The sequence below is a fragment of the Rhodococcus sp. IEGM 1381 genome (assembly GCF_030056795.1).
Lineage (GTDB): Bacteria > Actinomycetota > Actinomycetes > Mycobacteriales > Mycobacteriaceae > Rhodococcoides.
Genome location: NZ_JASHKQ010000001.1, coordinates 1,409,852 through 1,425,997, shown reverse-complemented (window position 1 = coordinate 1,425,997; position 16,146 = coordinate 1,409,852). Strand labels below are relative to the sequence as shown.

16 protein-coding genes are annotated in these 16,146 nt (G+C 62.5%); 1 reads left to right on the top strand and 15 read right to left on the bottom strand.

Annotated features, from left to right (window positions below; translation table 11 throughout):
* Nucleotides 1–14: 14 nt before the first annotated feature.
* Nucleotides 15–893 carry a LysR family transcriptional regulator gene (locus tag QM797_RS06870; protein ID WP_283274481.1) on the top strand — a complete coding sequence of 293 codons (879 nt, stop codon included), beginning with the start codon at nt 15–17 and terminating at the stop codon, nt 891–893.
* On the opposite strand, the gene QM797_RS06865 is transcribed toward QM797_RS06870, so the two are convergent.
* The 15 genes from QM797_RS06865 to QM797_RS06795 all read right to left on the bottom strand — a co-directional run bounded on the left by QM797_RS06865 (nt 862) and on the right by QM797_RS06795 (nt 15,813).
* Nucleotides 862–1,752 carry a LysR family transcriptional regulator gene (locus tag QM797_RS06865; RefSeq protein WP_283274479.1) on the bottom strand — a complete coding sequence of 297 codons (891 nt, stop codon included), beginning with the start codon at nt 1,750–1,752 and terminating at the stop codon, nt 862–864. The genes QM797_RS06870 and QM797_RS06865 overlap by 32 nt on opposite strands.
* A gap of 9 nt (nt 1,753–1,761) precedes the next feature.
* The gene (locus QM797_RS06860; RefSeq protein WP_283274478.1) at nt 1,762–2,859 is read right to left on the bottom strand and encodes a CaiB/BaiF CoA transferase family protein; all 1,098 of its coding nucleotides are present in this window, start codon (nt 2,857–2,859) and stop codon (nt 1,762–1,764) included.
* Complete coding sequence (locus QM797_RS06855) at nt 2,859–3,587, bottom strand: SDR family oxidoreductase (protein WP_283274477.1); 729 nt, start codon at nt 3,585–3,587, stop codon at nt 2,859–2,861. The genes QM797_RS06860 and QM797_RS06855 overlap by 1 nt, the downstream gene beginning before the upstream one ends.
* A 60-nt stretch (nt 3,588–3,647) precedes the next feature.
* A complete protein-coding gene (locus QM797_RS06850) occupies nt 3,648–4,436 on the bottom strand; it encodes an enoyl-CoA hydratase/isomerase family protein (protein WP_283274476.1) in 789 nt (262 codons plus the stop codon).
* Nucleotides 4,430–5,230 (bottom strand): crotonase/enoyl-CoA hydratase family protein, encoded by an 801-nt coding sequence (locus QM797_RS06845; RefSeq protein ID WP_283274475.1) that lies wholly within the window; start codon nt 5,228–5,230, stop codon nt 4,430–4,432. Before QM797_RS06845 ends, QM797_RS06850 begins: the two co-directional genes overlap by 7 nt.
* Nucleotides 5,227–5,991, bottom strand: coding sequence for an SDR family NAD(P)-dependent oxidoreductase (locus QM797_RS06840; RefSeq protein ID WP_283274474.1), 765 nt, complete (start codon nt 5,989–5,991; stop codon nt 5,227–5,229). The genes QM797_RS06845 and QM797_RS06840 overlap by 4 nt, the downstream gene beginning before the upstream one ends.
* Nucleotides 5,992–6,070: 79 nt before the next feature.
* Nucleotides 6,071–7,219, bottom strand: coding sequence for an acyl-CoA dehydrogenase family protein (locus tag QM797_RS06835; RefSeq protein ID WP_283274472.1), 1,149 nt, complete (start codon nt 7,217–7,219; stop codon nt 6,071–6,073).
* A gap of 22 nt (nt 7,220–7,241) precedes the next feature.
* Nucleotides 7,242–8,825, bottom strand: coding sequence for an AMP-binding protein (locus tag QM797_RS06830; protein ID WP_283274471.1), 1,584 nt, complete (start codon nt 8,823–8,825; stop codon nt 7,242–7,244).
* On the bottom strand, nt 8,822–10,009 hold the full coding sequence (locus QM797_RS06825) for a thiolase family protein (RefSeq protein ID WP_283274470.1): 1,188 nt from the start codon (nt 10,007–10,009) through the stop codon (nt 8,822–8,824). Before QM797_RS06825 ends, QM797_RS06830 begins: the two co-directional genes overlap by 4 nt.
* Nucleotides 10,010–10,061: 52 nt before the next feature.
* A complete protein-coding gene (locus tag QM797_RS06820; protein WP_283274469.1) occupies nt 10,062–10,712 on the bottom strand; it encodes a PaaI family thioesterase in 651 nt (216 codons plus the stop codon).
* Nucleotides 10,709–11,458 (bottom strand): ABC transporter ATP-binding protein, encoded by a 750-nt coding sequence (locus QM797_RS06815; RefSeq protein WP_283274467.1) that lies wholly within the window; start codon nt 11,456–11,458, stop codon nt 10,709–10,711. Before QM797_RS06815 ends, QM797_RS06820 begins: the two co-directional genes overlap by 4 nt.
* Before the next feature lie 62 nt (nt 11,459–11,520).
* Nucleotides 11,521–12,522 (bottom strand): ABC transporter ATP-binding protein, encoded by a 1,002-nt coding sequence (locus QM797_RS06810; protein WP_283274466.1) that lies wholly within the window; start codon nt 12,520–12,522, stop codon nt 11,521–11,523.
* Nucleotides 12,519–13,286, bottom strand: a complete 768-nt coding sequence (locus QM797_RS06805; protein ID WP_283274465.1) for an ABC transporter permease — start codon at nt 13,284–13,286, stop codon at nt 12,519–12,521. Before QM797_RS06805 ends, QM797_RS06810 begins: the two co-directional genes overlap by 4 nt.
* A 74-nt stretch (nt 13,287–13,360) precedes the next feature.
* Nucleotides 13,361–14,320 carry an ABC transporter permease gene (locus QM797_RS06800; protein ID WP_283274463.1) on the bottom strand — a complete coding sequence of 320 codons (960 nt, stop codon included), beginning with the start codon at nt 14,318–14,320 and terminating at the stop codon, nt 13,361–13,363.
* Entirely contained in the window at nt 14,317–15,813 is a 1,497-nt protein-coding gene (locus QM797_RS06795) for an ABC transporter substrate-binding protein (protein WP_283274461.1), read from the bottom strand. Before QM797_RS06795 ends, QM797_RS06800 begins: the two co-directional genes overlap by 4 nt.
* Nucleotides 15,814–16,146 lie beyond the last annotated feature (333 nt).

Genomic DNA, 16,146 nt, shown 5'->3' with positions numbered 1-16,146 from the left:
TCTAGGGTGTGATGGTGGAACTGCGTTTGATCGAGTACTTCTTGGCCGTGGTGGACCATGGCAGCGTCACCGACGCGTCGCGCAGTCTCTACGTCACCCAGCCCGCAGTGTCACAGGCGATTCGCCAACTCGAGCAGCAACTGTCCGTCGAATTGTTCTCGCGATCAGGGCGCCGTTTGGCTCTCACCGAGGCCGGGCGTTCGTTCGTCGCGCCTGCCCGTAGAGTCGCTGCCGATATAGCCGCTGCGCGACGGGCAGTAACGGCAGTGTCGACGCTTCAGGCCGGGACTATCGATATCGCTTCGACCCCAACGCTTTCGGTCGATCCGCTACCTCGCATGGCCGGGCTGTTCCACCGTCACTACCCCGATATCGAGATCAGGATTTCCGGGGCCGACGCGGCCGACGACGTTGCCACTTCGGTGAGATCAGGTGCCACCGAAGTCGGACTCGCAGAACTGCCCTTTCGATCCGACGGACTCAGAATCGTCGAATGTGGAACTCAGGAGATTCTTCTCGCGCTGTCACACGAGCTGGCAGCGGCACTACCGGAACCTCTGACGCTTCGGGACCTCGATACCGTTCCGATGATCGTCGACCTCTCCGTCCGCGATTCGAGTCGCTCGCACGTGCCAGGTCTCGATGGTGCATTCGGATCGGCTGTCATCGAGTGCGCACATCGACAGGCAGTGTGGGAACTGGTCGTACGCGGTGCAGGTGCCACGCTGGTGCCTGCGGACATCGCTCGACGGGAGCTCACCGACGTGGCAGTGCGGTCACTGACTCCGCCAATTGTTCGCCGTCTCGCGGTCATGGTTCGCAGCAGTGCCGTCTCACCCGCCGCACGGGCCTTCATGGATGTCAATTCCCTTCTGCTGCCAAACCTTCCATGATCGAAGCCAGAAATGCCGAACCGACAGGGGACAGTGCCTCGGAATCGTAGATCACCGCATGCGTCAACTCTATCGCCGGCTCGACGGCCCGCACCTGAGCCCCTCTGCATGCAGCGCGCTCCGCCAGCGAGCGTTCCATGATCGAGGTGCCGACGCCTTCGAGTACGAACGGAATCATTGCCTCCCGGTGTTGTACCACCGCGGACGGTGTGGTTCGTTGGCCTGCCTCGTGAAGCGCGCGTTCCACTGTGACCCGCTGCGGCGATCCCTGCGGCACTGCGACAAGTGATCTCGAGGGTAGTTCAGCGAGCGGGAACGGGTCGGTTGCCGCAACTTCGGCACCAGGTGGGAAGACCAGCCAGTAGGTGTGTACACCGAGCACGAGCGTCGCCAAACCGCCCACCGACACCGGCAGATGGCAGAAGACGAACTCACAGTGGCCATCTCGAATGAGTCCACCCACTGCGCCCACAGTGGGCAGGGCACCTATTCGGACGGAGGTGCCGGGGTGCGACGCCCGAAACCGGGCGACCAGACCTGCAACGGGCTCGGCGGCCACGTGTGGTGAAGCCGCTATTTCCAGCCGACCTCGCAAGGTTCCCGATCCGTCGTCTATCGCAGATGCGGCCGAGACGACGTCGCGGAGAACTTTGCGGGCGGGACCGATCAGCGCGTGGCCGGCCGGGGTGAGGGTCAGCCCTTTGCCGACTCTGGCGAACAGTGAACTACCGAGGTCGCGTTCGAGGAACGCGATCGCTTGAGAAACAGAGGGATTCGAAACCTGCATCGACACCGCAGCGTTGCTCATGCCACCGGTGTCCACCACCGCGAGGAAATACTGAAGGTGTCGTAATTCCATCGCGGAGGCTCAATCCGACCTGTTGTGCCATCGCTGCCCGATCGATTCCACCGTAGTATCGATCGGTTCGGCCCCGGCGGTGGACGGTGTCCGGCTCAGCCGAGGTGCAGGCGACGACATGGTCGCACGGCCTTCGCGGGATACGTATCCGCGCGCCACGTTGTGTGGGTGACTTTCCACCTCGTCCAGCGCCAGAACTGGCGTCACGCACGCATCGGTGCCCGAAAACCGCTCTTCCCAGTAGTCACGAGGCATCTCGGCCAGCCGTGCCGAGAAGATCTCGGTGAGTCGAGTCCACCCGGCACGGTCTCGCTGTGCCGACAGACTCCCGGCGTCGATCCCCAGCCCCGACACGAACGCCGCGTAGAACTGCGGTTCGATAGCACCGACCGCAACGAAGCGTCCGTCGCCGCAGCGGTACGTCCGATAGAACGGTGCTGTGCCGTCGAGACTGTTCGACGATCGTTCGTCGTTCCAGATACCTGTCCGCCGCAGTGACCACGTCATCTGCATCAGCGAGGACACTCCGTCGACCATGGCAGCGTCGACGACCTGCCCCAGTCCGGATCGGGCCCGTTCCACCAGGGCCGCCACGATCCCCAGCGTCAGATACGTGGAACCTCCGCCGAAATCCCCGACAAGGTTGAGCGGCGGTGGCGGCACGTCCGCGGCGGGACCTATCGAATGCAAGGCACCCGTCAGAGCGATGTAGTTGATGTCGTGGCCCGCACTGTCCGCCAACGGACCGTACTGTCCCCATCCGGTCATTCGGCCGTAGATCAACCCAGGATTGGCCCGCGCGCACTGCTCGGGACCGAAGCCGAGGCGTTCGGTCGTGCCAGGCCGAAACCCTTCGATGAGTACGTCTGCGCGTTCGATGAGTTCGTACAGCTCACCGATCCCATTGTCAGACTTCAAATCCAGGGCGACGCGAAGCCGTCCACGCAATACTGGATCATCCGGTGCCGGACTCGGTTTACCGTCGGCCCCCGGACGCTCCACTCGCACGACCTCGGCACCCATGTCCGACAACATCATTGCGGCATGTGGGCCAGGACCGATACTCGCGATTTCCAGCACGCGTATCCCGTGCAGTGAACCAGCCATCAGTCACGCCCCAGCGAGCGTCCACCGTCGATGACCAGTTCCGTTCCGGTTACGAAACTCGCGTAGTCACTGAGCAAATAGGACGCTGCCTGCGCTACTTCGAGTTTGGACGCCGACCGACCGAGCGGGACGGTGTCGTGCATTGCTCGCTCGCCCGCCTCGTGCAGAATCGACACACCGGCGGTATCGGCGACAGGACCCGGAATCAGGGTGTTGACCCGAATGCCATGCGGCCCCCATGCGACGCCGAGCGACTTCGACATGGCCAGAACTGCAGCCTTCGCGCTCGCGGAGTGAACGGTGTGTGGACCACCGTAACGCGACATGTTCGATCCGATGTTCAGGACCGCGCCGGGGCTTCCTCGACCGATGAGGTGACGCCCGACGGTCTGAGTGCAGTTCCACGTCCCGTCCAGGACGATGTCGACAACGGAACTCCACCCGTTCGGCGACAGATTCTCGGGATCTGCTGTGAAGTTGCCTGCGGCACTGTTGACCAGAACGTCGATCTTTCCGAATGTCGATACAACCTCGGCCAGTGTCGATTCCACTGTGTCGCGGCGTCGAACATCGACCGAGTGGCCCGATGCGGTCCCTCCCGAGCCGACTATTCGCTCTGCGATGGCGTCGACCTTGTCCTGCCGACGCCCCAGTAAGGCGACCGCAGCACCGAGACGTGCCAATTCGATGGCGATCGCCGCTCCGATACCGGAGCCGCCTCCGGTCACGACCGCAACTCGGCCGTCGAAAGTTCCTATCGGTAACACGGTGTCGAAATCCTCCTGATCTCAGCCGAATACGGGAGTGCGCTTATCGCGAAATGCTGCGCGGCCCTCCGCGAAATCGGTACCGACTTGCAGCTCGCTCTGAATGAATTTCTCTGCGGACAGAATCTCGTCGACGTCTGCTGCTCCCATCGCGAAAATTCTCTTGACTCCTGAGATCGCAGCCGGAGACAGCGCAGCCATCCCGTGGGCGACGGCCTGTGCTCGTTCGAACGCGCCTCCCACCGGAGACACCTCGTCCACCAGTCCCCACGACTCCGCGACCGTCGCCTCTGCCTCTCCGCTGAGAAGAAGGAGACGCTTCGCCCGCGCTACCCCGATCCGACGCGGCAAGGTGACGAAAAGTCCTGTGTCAGGTATCAATCCGATTCTTCCGAACGACGCCCCGAATCGTGCCGACTGCCCTGCCACAACGTAGTCGGATGCCGCAACGAGCGAGAGCCCCATCCCGAACGCGCAGCCCTCGACTGCTGCGACGACCGGCTTCGTCGACTCGATCAGGGTCCGCGCGATGGCTGCGAGCACGTCGAGCCTGCGTAGGCTCTCGCTCCGATCGTCGGTCATGGACGAAATGTCACCGCCTGCGCAGAAATGGCTACCGTGACCCCGCAGCAGCACCACCCGCGTTGCACGGTCCGCACCTGCCGACTCGAGCGCGGCCAGCACGTGCTCCCGGTCGGACGGGGTGAGCGCATTTCGCGTAGCCGGCCTGTCCAGGGTGATGATGCGGACGTGACCGTCTTGCCGGTGAGACACGGCGGATCGATCGTCGGTTCGCACAGGGGTCAGCACCCCTTCCACTGTGGGGTCCGCTTCTCCGTGAAGGCACGGGCACCTTCCTGGGCGTCGGCGGAACGGAAGACGGGATCGAGAAGCTCACGTTGCGCGCGAAACCTGTCGGCGACAGGCCACTGCTCGTGCTGCATGATTACCTGCTTGCTCGCTGCGACTGCGAGTGGGCCATTGGCCGCAATACGAGCGGCCAGCTGACGAGCGTGCCTCAGCGACTCCCCGTCCTCGGTCAGTTCGTTGACCAGCCCCCACTGGTGGGCTTCCTCCGCGGTCAACGTCCCGCCCGTCAGAACGAGGTGCATTGCCACCGATGTCGGTACTCGATGGGGCAATCGAAGCAAGCCGCCTGCGGCCGCGACCAGTCCCCGACGAACCTCCGGCAGACCGAACGTTGCTCCGCGGCTTGCTACTACGAGATCGCAGGCCAGAGCCAATTCGAATCCACCACCGAGAGCGTGTCCTTCGACCGCAGCGATCAATGGCTTCAACGGGGGCCGCTCGGTGAGTCCACCGAAGCCTCGGCCCTCGATAGACGGCCGCTCTCCACGTGCGTACGCCTTGAGATCCATCCCCGCGCAGAACGACGTACCGACGCCGGTCAGCACGCCGACCGTCACGTCGGAACGCTCGTCGAGCTCGTCCAGCGCAGCCGCAACAGCCTGCGACACTTGGAGTGTCACAGCGTTGCGGGCGCGAGGCCGATTGATCGAGATGACCATGACTCCGTCGGTGACCTCGACCAGGACGACCTCGTCGTCGATTGCGGGAGCGTCGGTGATCGCGGTTTCGGTCATCGCGGTGCCATCCTGATCGCACCGTCGAGCCGAATCGTCTCGCCGTTGAGCATCGGGTTACCGACGATGGACATCGCCAACATGGCGTACTCCGACGGCTGACCCAAACGCGACGGGTGAGGAACGCTGGCACCGAGCCCGTCGAGGATCTCCGGTTTCAATTTGTTCAACATGGGGGTCGCGAACAACCCGGGCGCGATCGTGCACACGCGAATTTGCTTGCTGGCCAGATCTCGTGCGGCGCAGATGGTGAATCCGTGCACACCCGCTTTGGACGCCGCGTAGCCGGCCTGGCCGATCTGACCCTCGAACGCCGCGACCGACGCGGTCATCACGATGACGCCGCGCTCCCCGTCGACGGACTCCTGCCGCGCCATCCGCGCGGCCGCCTGACTTGCCACGTTGAAGGAACCGGCCAGGTTCGTGTGGACGATCGATTGGAACAGCTCGAAGTTGCCTGGTTCGCCGGTCTTGTCGATGAGTCGGACGGGTCCTCCTCGCCCTGCGCAGTGCACGACAACCCGGAACGGGCCCAGCTCTTCAGCTTCGCCGATCGCGGCCGCAACCTGCTGTGGGTCGGTCACGTCCGCCTCGGCGAACGTGATCCGTCCACTGGGGTGCCCGAGGGTCTCGCCGGCATCGGTACCCGGGAGGTCGACGACCACCACATGTGCGCCGCCGTCCGCAAGCGCCCAGGCGGTTGCCTGCCCGAGGCCCGACGCTCCGCCGGTCACTATTGCCGAGGTTTCTTTGATGTCCACTACCGTTACTACTCCTTCGTTTCGGTTCGCAACCGGCGCTCACGCCGGAGCATGATCTGGGGCCGACACCCCAGGGGGTTCAACTACGCAGCGACTTGGCGATGATCGACTTCATGACCTCGCTGGTTCCGCCGTAGATGCGGGTGACCCGGGCATCGGCGTACAGGCGGGAGATCGGGTACTCACGGGCGTAGCCGTATCCGCCGTGCAATTGGAGACACTTGTCGACCACGCGAGACTGCATCTCGGTGCAGAACAGTTTGACCTTGGCCGAATCGGCCGGGTCGAGTTCTCCGCTGTCGTGTACAACCAGCGCTTGATCGAGAAGAGCCTGACCGGCGGCGATGTCGGTTGCGCATTCGGCTAGCACGAATTTCGAATTCTGGAACTCACCGATCGGCCGGCCGAATACGGTGCGTTCAGCGGTGTAGTCGAGGGCCAGGTCCAACGCGGCCTTCGCTGCGGAGACTGCCGCCACGGCAATGGTCACTCGTTCCTGCGCGAGGTTGTGACCGAGGTGCAGGAAGGCCTGCCCCTCCTCCCCCAGCAGATTTGCAGCGGGAATCCGAACGTCGTCGAAAGACAGGTCGACGGTGTCCTGAGCGTGAAGACCGATCTTCTCCATCTTTCGGCCGACGACGAATCCCAGCGTCGCCGTCGGAACGACGAGCAAGCTCAGGCCTGCGCGACGGTTGTCTCCCGACGGGCTCGTCCGGGCGACGACCAGTACGAGATCTGCGTTTGCGCCTCCACTGATGAAGGTCTTCGCCCCGTTGATGATCCAGTCGTCACCGTCGCGTCGGGCCGTGGTGGTGATCGCTGCCAGATCGGATCCGGTCCCGGGCTCGGTCATCGCTATGGCGAGCACCAGATCGCCCGCTGCCACTCCGGGGAGCCACCGCTCCTGCTGCTCCTCGTTCGCCAAGTGCAGCAGGTACGGCAGCACGACATCCATGTGGACACGCAACGATCCGACATTGGCGTGTGCTCGCACGAACTCCTCTGCAACAACGACGTTGAACAAGTAGCTACCCTGCCCGCCACCACCGAATCGCTCCGGGATCGCCGTCGTCGAGATGCCCAGTTCGGCTACGCGCCTGAAGAACTCGCGGGGCGGGGCACCCAGCGCTTCCCACTTGGGGAACTCGTCGGCAACCTCGCCGGCGACGAATCGGCGAACGAGGTTGCGGAAGTCCTCGTGCTCGTCTGCGAAGATGGTTCGCTTCATGTCGATCCTCTCGATTCGTCGGTCAGGGCGTGGTCGTCGACGCGCGAAGTCGAAGCTGGTCCTTGCGGACCTTGCCCGTGGCGTTGCGCGGCAGATCAGCGACCACGAGCGTGGAACCGGGCTTGGCGTAGGAGGCGAGTTGCGCACGAACCCACGCCACGATCTCGTCGTGTGTCGGCGGGTCGTCCTCCGACACGGGCACCACGAAGGCCACCGGGGTCTCTCCCCACTTCGAATGCGGACGACCGACGACTGCGGTCTCGCGGACCTTGGGATGCTCGCCGATCACGCGCTCGAGCTCTGCCGGATAAATGTTCTCGCCGCCCGAGATGATCATGTCTTTCATTCGATCGACGACGTAGATGTAGCCGTCGTCGTCCTGCCGAACCATGTCTCCGGAGTGGAACCAGCCTCCCGCGAAGGCATCTGCGTTTGCATCGGCTCGCCGCCAGTAGCCAGCCATCGTCGTGGGTCCTCGGTAGACGATCTCCCCCACGTCACCGATGGCCACGTCACGCATTGCCTCGTCGACAACACGAACATCCACCAGGAAGACCGGCCGACCCACAGTGCCCGCACGCTCGGGTGGCTGCAGCCCTTCGAAAAAGGCGGTGACACCGCTCATTTCGGTTTGCCCGAGCGTCGAGTTGACTCGCACACCGGGGAATGCGACGGTCATTCTGCGGAGCAGGTCCGCAGACAACGGCGCGGCACCCCAGGTGACTGCACGGATGGGGAGATCACGGGTTGGCAGAGAAGGCGCTGCAAGAACTGCCTCCCACTGTGTCGGTACCAGAAACAGGTGTGTGACGCGTTCGCCCTCGAGGATGTCCAGCAGTTTTTCTGGGTCGAACTCGCCGCTTGCGGCCATTACCGATACTGCACCCATCAACAGCCCACCGACCACCGCTGTCAAGGCGGCGACGTGAAACAGGGGCGTCGCTATGTATCGCACGTCGTCGCGACCGACCAAGGCATTCATGGTCGTCGAAATCCAGCACGACGAGCTCAGGTTCGCATGCGTCAACATTGCGCCCTTCGGGCGCCCGGTGGTGCCGGATGTGTAGAGGATGTACGCGACGTCGTCCGGTGACACAACCGGCGCAGCAGCCAGGTCCAGCGGTTCGCTATTGTCGAGAATCTCACTGAGCCGCAGCGCTTTCGACGGGAGCGCAGATCCTTCGCCGTAGATGTCGTTGACGATCGTCGTGACGTCCCCCATCGACCCTGTCATCAGAGCGAGGAGGCGCTGATCTGCGACCACTGCCGCCGGTTCGATGTCACCGAGGATGAACGTGACCTCGGGTTCTGACAGCCTGACGTTGATGGGGACCGCAATTGCGCCCAGGAGATGAGTGGCCAGCAGGGCGTCGACGAACGACGGACTGTTCGAGACGAGAAGCGCTACCCGATCGCCCTTCTGCACGCCTGCTGCAGCTAACACTGACGCCAATCGTCTGGCGTTTTCGAGAAGTTCGCCCCACGTCACCGTGGTGCCGTCGTAGCGCAGGGCAGGACCGTGACGGTCGTTGTGAGCGTGACGAGCTACCTGGTGCAACGTGATGGTCGGGCTGGTGGCAACCCGTTCGATCGTCGGGCTGCTCACAATGCCTCGATCACGGTCGCGTTGGCCATGCCGCCGCCTTCGCACATGGTCTGAAGTCCGAATCGGCCGCCCGAATGTTCGAGGTGGTGAACCATGGTGCACAACAGACGAACGCCGCTGGCCCCCAACGCGTGTCCGAGCGCGATGGCACCACCTCTCGGGTTCAACTTGTCGAGATCGCCGCCGAGTTCCTTCAACCAGAGCAGGGGTACCGGCGCGAAGGCTTCGTTCACTTCGTAGGTATCGAAGTCGTCGATGCTCATCCCTGTCCGGTCGAGAAGCTTTCTGGTTGCCGGAACAACCCCGTCCAACATGGTGAGCGGGTCGCTACCGACCACGGTTCCGGCAACAACCCGGGCACGTGCCCGTAAACCGAGCTCGGCGGCCTTCGTTTCGCTCATGATGAGTGCGGCGCTGGCACCGTCCGTGAGCGGTGACGAATTACCTGGGGTGATCGACCATGCGATCTCGGGAAACCGCGTTGCCACTTCTTCTTTCATGTACGAAGGTTTGAGTCCGGCCAGGCCCTCTGCGGTGGTCTGTGAACGCACCGTCTCGTCGCTGTCGTGAATGCGAATCGCGCCGTCCTCGCCGGTGACCTTGATGTCGATGATCTCCGAACGGGCCAGATCACGGCTCGCAGCCGCGAGCCGATGTGATCGTGCGGAGAATTCGTCCAGCTGTGCGCGAGTGAACCCGTGTCGACCAGCGATCAATTCCGCGCCGACGCCTTGATTCACCAGGCCGTCGGGAAATCTGGACGCCAGCGGTGCCATCGGTGAGCCGTTCTGACGGCCGCTCCCCATGGGGACTCGGCTCATGGACTCGACTCCACAGGCGATGACGATGTCGTAGTCACCGCTGCGGATCCCAGCGGCCGCGAACTGAACGGCTTGCTGGCTGGAGCCGCACTGTCGGTCGATCGTGGTTCCGGGTACCGACACCGGGAAGCCGGCCGCGAGTGCGGCTGTGCGAGCAGGGTTGTTGGCCTGATCACCCGACTGCCCGACGCATCCTGCGATGACATCGTCGACGAGCACCGGATCGAGACCGTTGCGTTCTACCAGCTGCTTCAATGTTTCGCTCAACAGCTGGACGGGATGGACGCCGGAGAGCGCCCCTCCCGGCTTACCTTTACCGGACGCGGTACGCAGGACGTCCACTATGACGACAGATTCAGACATGGAGTATCGAAGCCTTTCCGTAGTTTCTCGGGACTGGTCGACGCGGGTCGATTTAGGAGTGAACCCGCGGAATGATGACGAGAGCTTCTGCACTGGAGCAAATTTCGCCAGACTCGTCGATGATGTGACCGCGAACGAAACTCTTACGGCCCTCGACGCGCTCAACTCGCGCCTCGACGTCGAGACGGCCGATGCGGGCCACCCGATGGTACGAGACGTTGAGGTAGACGGTCACGCCCGCACGCCCGCCGGCAGCGGCCGCCTCGCACAGAGCCTGATCCAGAACCATGGCACAGAATCCGCCGTGCAATTGATTCGGTGCACCTTCGTAAAGACAGCTCGCAGTGAACGAACTGCGTGCGCAACCATGCGGATGCCGCTCCATATGCGCAGGTGCGGCAACAGGATTGCGCGTTCCGACGACTGCGTTTCCCCAGTCGTTGCGAAGGGGTCCACCGAAACCGAACCTCGCCCCCGGCGATTCTTCGGGGACGGATGGTGCCAAAAGCGCCTGCAGCTCTCTCAGCGTCGAAGTGACCCGATCGGCCAGCTCGTCGTCGATCTCAGCCCTCAACTGGGCCTCGGCGAACGACCTTGTGGCGTCCGCCATCTGCAGTACTGCCTCGGTCGGGTCGACCCTGTTGGTGACCCATTCGGACTGATCGGTCGAAGCAGACTGTGTCGGAACGGCATTGCCCGTCATCGCGATTCCTGCGACTCGTTCATGCCTGAATGTGTGACTCCCAGGCCCACGTAGTCCGGCAGAGTCGGTACCGAGGCCAATAGTTCTGCGGTGTACGGGTGCGTGACACCTTCAGCAGTCAGATCGCGTGCCGCCGCACGTTCGACCAATCGTCCTCTCTGCATGACCAGAACATCGTCGGCCAGATACCGCACTACTGAGATGTCGTGAGTGACGAACAGCATGCTGAAGCCGAACTCGAGCTGAAGTTCTTTGAGAAGAATGAGAATCTGTGCCTGAACCGAAACATCGAGCGCGGAGGTCGATTCATCGCAGACCAGCAGGCGTGGTTGTGCCGCGAGAGCGCGAGCCACCGCAACTCGCTGACGCTGACCACCGGACAATCGCGTCGGCCGCCGATCGCCCAGCGAATCATGCAGTCCGACCTGTTCGAGAAGTGTCGAGGCCGTCTCGTTTGCTTCACTACGTGACTGTCCACGAACGAAACGGGCTGGCTCCGAAACGATCTCACGAACCGTCATTGCGGGGTTGAGTGATCCGGTGGCATCCTGCGGCACCATCTGAACATTCATCCACCAGTCGCGATTCGGCCGCGCGGGAGTTTCGATTCCGTCCAGCTCGATGATCCCGGAGTCGCGACGTTCGAGACCGCACACCATCCGCCCCACTGTTGTTTTACCGGAACCTGATTCACCGACCAGTCCCAAGACCTGGCCAGCATCGAGGTCGAAGGACACATCGTCCACAGCAACGACGCTCTTTCCACGTTTTCCAAACGTCCGGCGTAAGTTTTCCACGCGCAACAAGGTCATGAGATCGCCTTACCGTAGGCACCGGAGGCAGAGTGAAGAACAAGCTCGTGCCGATGGCAGCGAACCAGACGTCCACTGCCCAGGACCGCTTCGACCGGAAGGAGCTGTTGGGGCTCCGAGCAAGAATCGACAGCCAGCGCACACCGTCCGGCGAACCGGCAGCCACTGGGGAATTCGTCGGGTGGTGGGACTCGGCCCGGCAACGCGACCATGTCACCACCAGCCAGCGCGCGTTCCGGCAGGCAGCCGAGAAGCCCGTCGAGATAAGGGTGGGCAGGTGCCGCCAAAACGTCCTCGAGAGAACCTGATTCGACAACCTGGCCGGCGTACATGACTTCCAGCCGCGAGCAGTATTGCGACACCAACGCGAGGTCGTGCGAGATCATGATGACGGCAATGCCCAGTTCGCGACGCAGCTTGTCGATCAGATTCATGACGCTGACCTGGGTGGTGACGTCCAAGGCGGTCGTGGGCTCGTCGGCCACCATGACCTTGGCTTCGCACGCCAGGGCAACTGCGATGACGACACGTTGACACTGACCACCCGAGAGTTGATACGGGTAGTACTGGGCACGCTGCTCCGGGTCGGGAAGGCCGACGAGCTCGAGCAACTCCAGGGCCCGACGTTTCGCTGCTCGCCTGTTGCCGCCGTTGTTGAGGCGAACAGCCTCCGCAACCTGGGTGCCGATCTTCATGACCGGGTTCAAGCTTGTCATCGGGCTTTGGAAGACCATGGATGCTTTGCGGCGCTGCCTACGATGCTTTGCTGCCGATGCAACAACTTCACCGTCGATCCGCACCTCGCCTGCACTGAGGGAAACGCCTGTCGGCAGCAGGTCCAGGCAAGACAGGCCTGTCAGAGTCTTACCACTGCCGGACTCGCCGACGAGGCCGACGGCTTCCCCCGGACTGACGTCGAAGGACAGATCCTCCACCAGTCGAAGTCCGGCCGCAGTCGTTATCGACAGTCCGTCGAGCTCGAGTACCGGATTGGTCACGACGCCTCCTTGCTTCTGGTGTAGCGGTCACCGATGAGGTTGCACACCAGGATCAGTGCGGTGATGACGACGCCGGGGGCGATGACGAGAAGTGGTGCGTCACGCAGATATTCGATCGATGTCCTGAGTAGTACTCCAAGGCTTGCCGAGGGCGGCTGGACGCCGAGACCGAGGAAGCTGATTCCTGCCTCGGTCAGGACTCCAAAGCTGAACAGCAGACAGATCTGAACGACTACCTGGCTACGAACGTTCGGCAGCACGTAACGCCACAGAATCCTCGGGGTAGAGCAACCAGACATTCGAGCGACTTCGAGGAACCCCGAGTTTCCCAGCCCGATCGTTGCACCACGTGCGACGCGGAACAACCGAGGAGCGAGGATCACACCGAGAATCACCATCGCCTTGGTAACTCCGGTTCCCAATGCGGCAATCGCGGCCAACAGCAGGATCAGCGGTGGTACAGCCATGACAGCATCGGCAACGCGGGCAAGAACCGCGTCCACGCCTCCCCTGACGTAACCCGATAGCAGCCCGAGGGGCAAACCTATGACGATGGCGACGCCTACTGCCGTCAATGCTGCCAAAGTCGTTGTCCGCGTCCCTTCCAGCAACCGTGCTGCGGCGTCGCGGCCCAGGTTGTCGGTCCCGAGCAAGTGATCCAGCGACGGCCCCTGGAGTGAGTCCCGTAGGCTCTGCGCGTTCGGGTCCGGGACGAACAGGGGTCCGAGCAGGAGCAGCAGAGCGAACGCAACGATGAGCCACATGCCGGAGCGGGGTAAACGTAGGCGAGTGCGGCCCGGCACGGGTTCTGTAGCGGGACCGAGCGGGAATGTCGTTGTCATACTCGGGCTTTCGTATGGGGAGCCAAGATCCCGTAGGCCAGGTCGACTACGAGGCTTGCAAGGAGAACGGCGACCGCGGTGAGCAGCACGATCGCCTGCACCACCGGTACGTCGCGGGTCAACACTGCATCGGTTGCGCTGGATCCGAGTCCTGGAATGCCGAAGACGATCTCGATCAGAACCGTGCCGGCAAGCAGCCTGCCGATCTGCAACCCGACGATCGTGATCAGCGGCAGACCAGCATTGCGCCCGGCATGCTTGGCCACCACGCTGGTCTCGGAAACATTCTTGGCGCGAGCTGTTCGTACGTACTCCTTGTCCAGCTCTTGATGAAGTGCGGCGCGGAACGTACGGATCTGCTCGCCTGCAAGTCCGCTGGCAAGAGTGACGGCGGGGAGAAACATGTAAGTCGCCCAAAGGTTTACACCATCCCCGATAGGGGCATATCCCGATGCCGGAAACACGCCGAGCTGGACTGCGAACAGCAGGACCAACAGCAAACCCAGGAAGAAGTTGGGAATGGACATCGAGACGACCGCGATGAACTGGCAGCCCCTGTCGAGCAATGATCCGGGAAAGCGAGCTGCGAGCAACGTCATGGGGATCGAAATGAGAAGCGAGAGAATCAAAGCGAACAGAGCGAGTGAGATCGTCGCACCAAGGCGTTGACCGAGCAGATCTGCTACCGGTCGACCGCTTCTGAGCGATTCGCCGAAGTCGCCGTGCAACACCCCGGTAAGCCAGTCGAAGTACTGCACGGGCAACGGCCGATCGAGTCCTAGTTGTCGACGTATGGCTTCGATCTGTTCGGCGTCAGCGTTCTCTCCTGCGACCGAAGCCGCGAGATCGCCTATCCCGTAGAGAAGAACGAAGGTTCCTGCGGTGACCGCAAGCAGTAGCGGCACGGAGATGAGCAGCCGCTGCCCGAGGTCACGAAGCACTGGTGAGGCGATCACCCGGCGACACCTCTGAACTCCATCAGTGGTGCGTCACGTGCGCCCTCGAAACCGGTCACATAGTCGTTGTAGGCGTAGATCAGTCGAGCAGAGCAGACGGTCAGTGACTTTGCTTCCTCTGCGATTTTGAGCGACATGTCTTGGTAGACCGCATTGCGCGAGTCCGTGTCCTTTACCCCGAGAGCTTCGTTCGCGAGCGCTTCGATCGACGGGTCGGTGGTTCCGCCTGGGTTGTAGGGCGCATTGGGGGCGACGAAGGTGCTGTACACCTGGGAGGGGTCGACATGCGTTCCGCTGGGCGAGAATGCCAGATCTATGTCCTGAGTGATCGAGAATCTTTCACGCGTCGAACCTGAGGGCATGACCTGTACCGAGACATCGAATCCCGCGTCGTTCAGTTGAGACTGCATGACCTCGGCCATCGTGCGGTATTGGTCGATGTCGGCGACGCCTATGACGAGTGGCAGATTTTCGGCACCTGCTTCGGCGAGCAGTGCTCGAGACCGATCCGGATCGTATGGGTACAGCGTGGCGTCGGAGTGCTGTCCGGACGACGGCGAGAACAACTGCTCGTTCGGGTCACAGTATCCGTCGAGAACGAGATCAGAAATGGCTGCGCGGTCGATGCCGTACTGAAGGGCATGGCGGATACGAATGTCGCTCAAGCCGGAGCGGGCCGTGTTGATGTGAAAAGGGAAGGTCGTGGCCGCCGAGACGACATTCGTTGTCAATCCGGAATTTTCGGCTTCTGACACTTGATTCGGCCGGATGAAAGTGGTGTCGATCTCACCGGTTCGCAATGCGTTGAAGCGAGCATTGTCATCCGCGAGGAATCGGATCTCCAGACGGTCGGACTTCTGATCCTCGGCGTCCCAGTAGTTTTCTGTAGCGGTATAGGTGACCTTTGCAGGGTCGAAATTATCCAGCGTCCACATTCCGATACCCATGGGCTTCACACCGAGGTTCGCGCCGAGGGCCGACGGCGCGACCATCATGCCCGCGCGACCGCCCAGGATGCCCGGCAACCATGCCGATGGTCCATCGGTGTTGATGCGTACGGTGTACTCGTCGATCACCTCGGCCGTCGTGACCCCTCCGAGGTCGGATGCGACGCCGCTGCCCTCGGTGGCCTTCGACCGCTCGATGTTGGCCTTCACTGCAGCGGCGTCGAACGGAGCGCCGTCCGGGAAGTTCAACCCTTGGCGCAGCGAGAAGTCGACATAGTCATCGCCGATGGTCCATTCGGTCGCGAGCATCGGAGCGAGTTCGGCAGTGGCGGGCTTCACCTCGACAAGTCGGTCGTAGACCGGAAGCAGGTAGATCAGTTCCGCGGCGACACGAACCTGAGCGGGGTCCATCGTGGATGCCGGTAGCGAAATCGCGTAGCTCAAAGTGCCGTCCTGCTCGCCGGAGGCCGACGTGTCGGCGCATCCGGTAGCCGCGAGTGCGACGACCGCTAAGGCACTGAGCGAACCCAGCATGCCTGACTTCATGTGCTCTCCTTGTCGATGACTCGGCTCGTCTACCGGGAAGCGGAGACTGCTCAAATCCTTTGCCACGTTTGGTTTCAAACTGGAACGCACTCGAACATAAACGCTGGACAGAGCTATGGCAAGCATCACAAAATTAAAAATATTCATTCCCTGGTCACGCATGGTGAGCGCCAGAACCATGAGCGCTGCTAACGACTTTCCTGCGCCTCGGGAGGCAGGACGATCGGCGGTATCGGGAACACCCCGGCACCGTTCTTCGCGAGATCGGTGCCGGATCCGGATTCGAACGGTGACCGCAACCGTGCCGTCGACCCGTGACAACGCCTGAACTTC

Bases quoted from the DNA above. Each gene is read 5' to 3' on its own strand.
- QM797_RS06865 (WP_283274479.1), bottom strand. From the start codon at position 1,752: ATGGAATTACGACACCTTCAGTATTTCCTCGCGGTGGTGGACACCGGT.
- QM797_RS06860 (WP_283274478.1), bottom strand. From the start codon at position 2,859: ATGGCTGGTTCACTGCACGGGATACGCGTGCTGGAAATCGCGAGTATC.
- QM797_RS06845 (WP_283274475.1), bottom strand. From the start codon at position 5,230: ATGACCGAAACCGCGATCACCGACGCTCCCGCAATCGACGACGAGGTC.
- QM797_RS06835 (WP_283274472.1), bottom strand. From the start codon at position 7,219: ATGAAGCGAACCATCTTCGCAGACGAGCACGAGGACTTCCGCAACCTC.
- QM797_RS06825 (WP_283274470.1), bottom strand. From the start codon at position 10,009: ATGTCTGAATCTGTCGTCATAGTGGACGTCCTGCGTACCGCGTCCGGT.
- QM797_RS06820 (WP_283274469.1), bottom strand. From the start codon at position 10,712: ATGACGGGCAATGCCGTTCCGACACAGTCTGCTTCGACCGATCAGTCC.
- QM797_RS06805 (WP_283274465.1), bottom strand. From the start codon at position 13,286: ATGTGGCTCATCGTTGCGTTCGCTCTGCTGCTCCTGCTCGGACCCCTG.
- QM797_RS06795 (WP_283274461.1), bottom strand. From the start codon at position 15,813: ATGAAGTCAGGCATGCTGGGTTCGCTCAGTGCCTTAGCGGTCGTCGCA.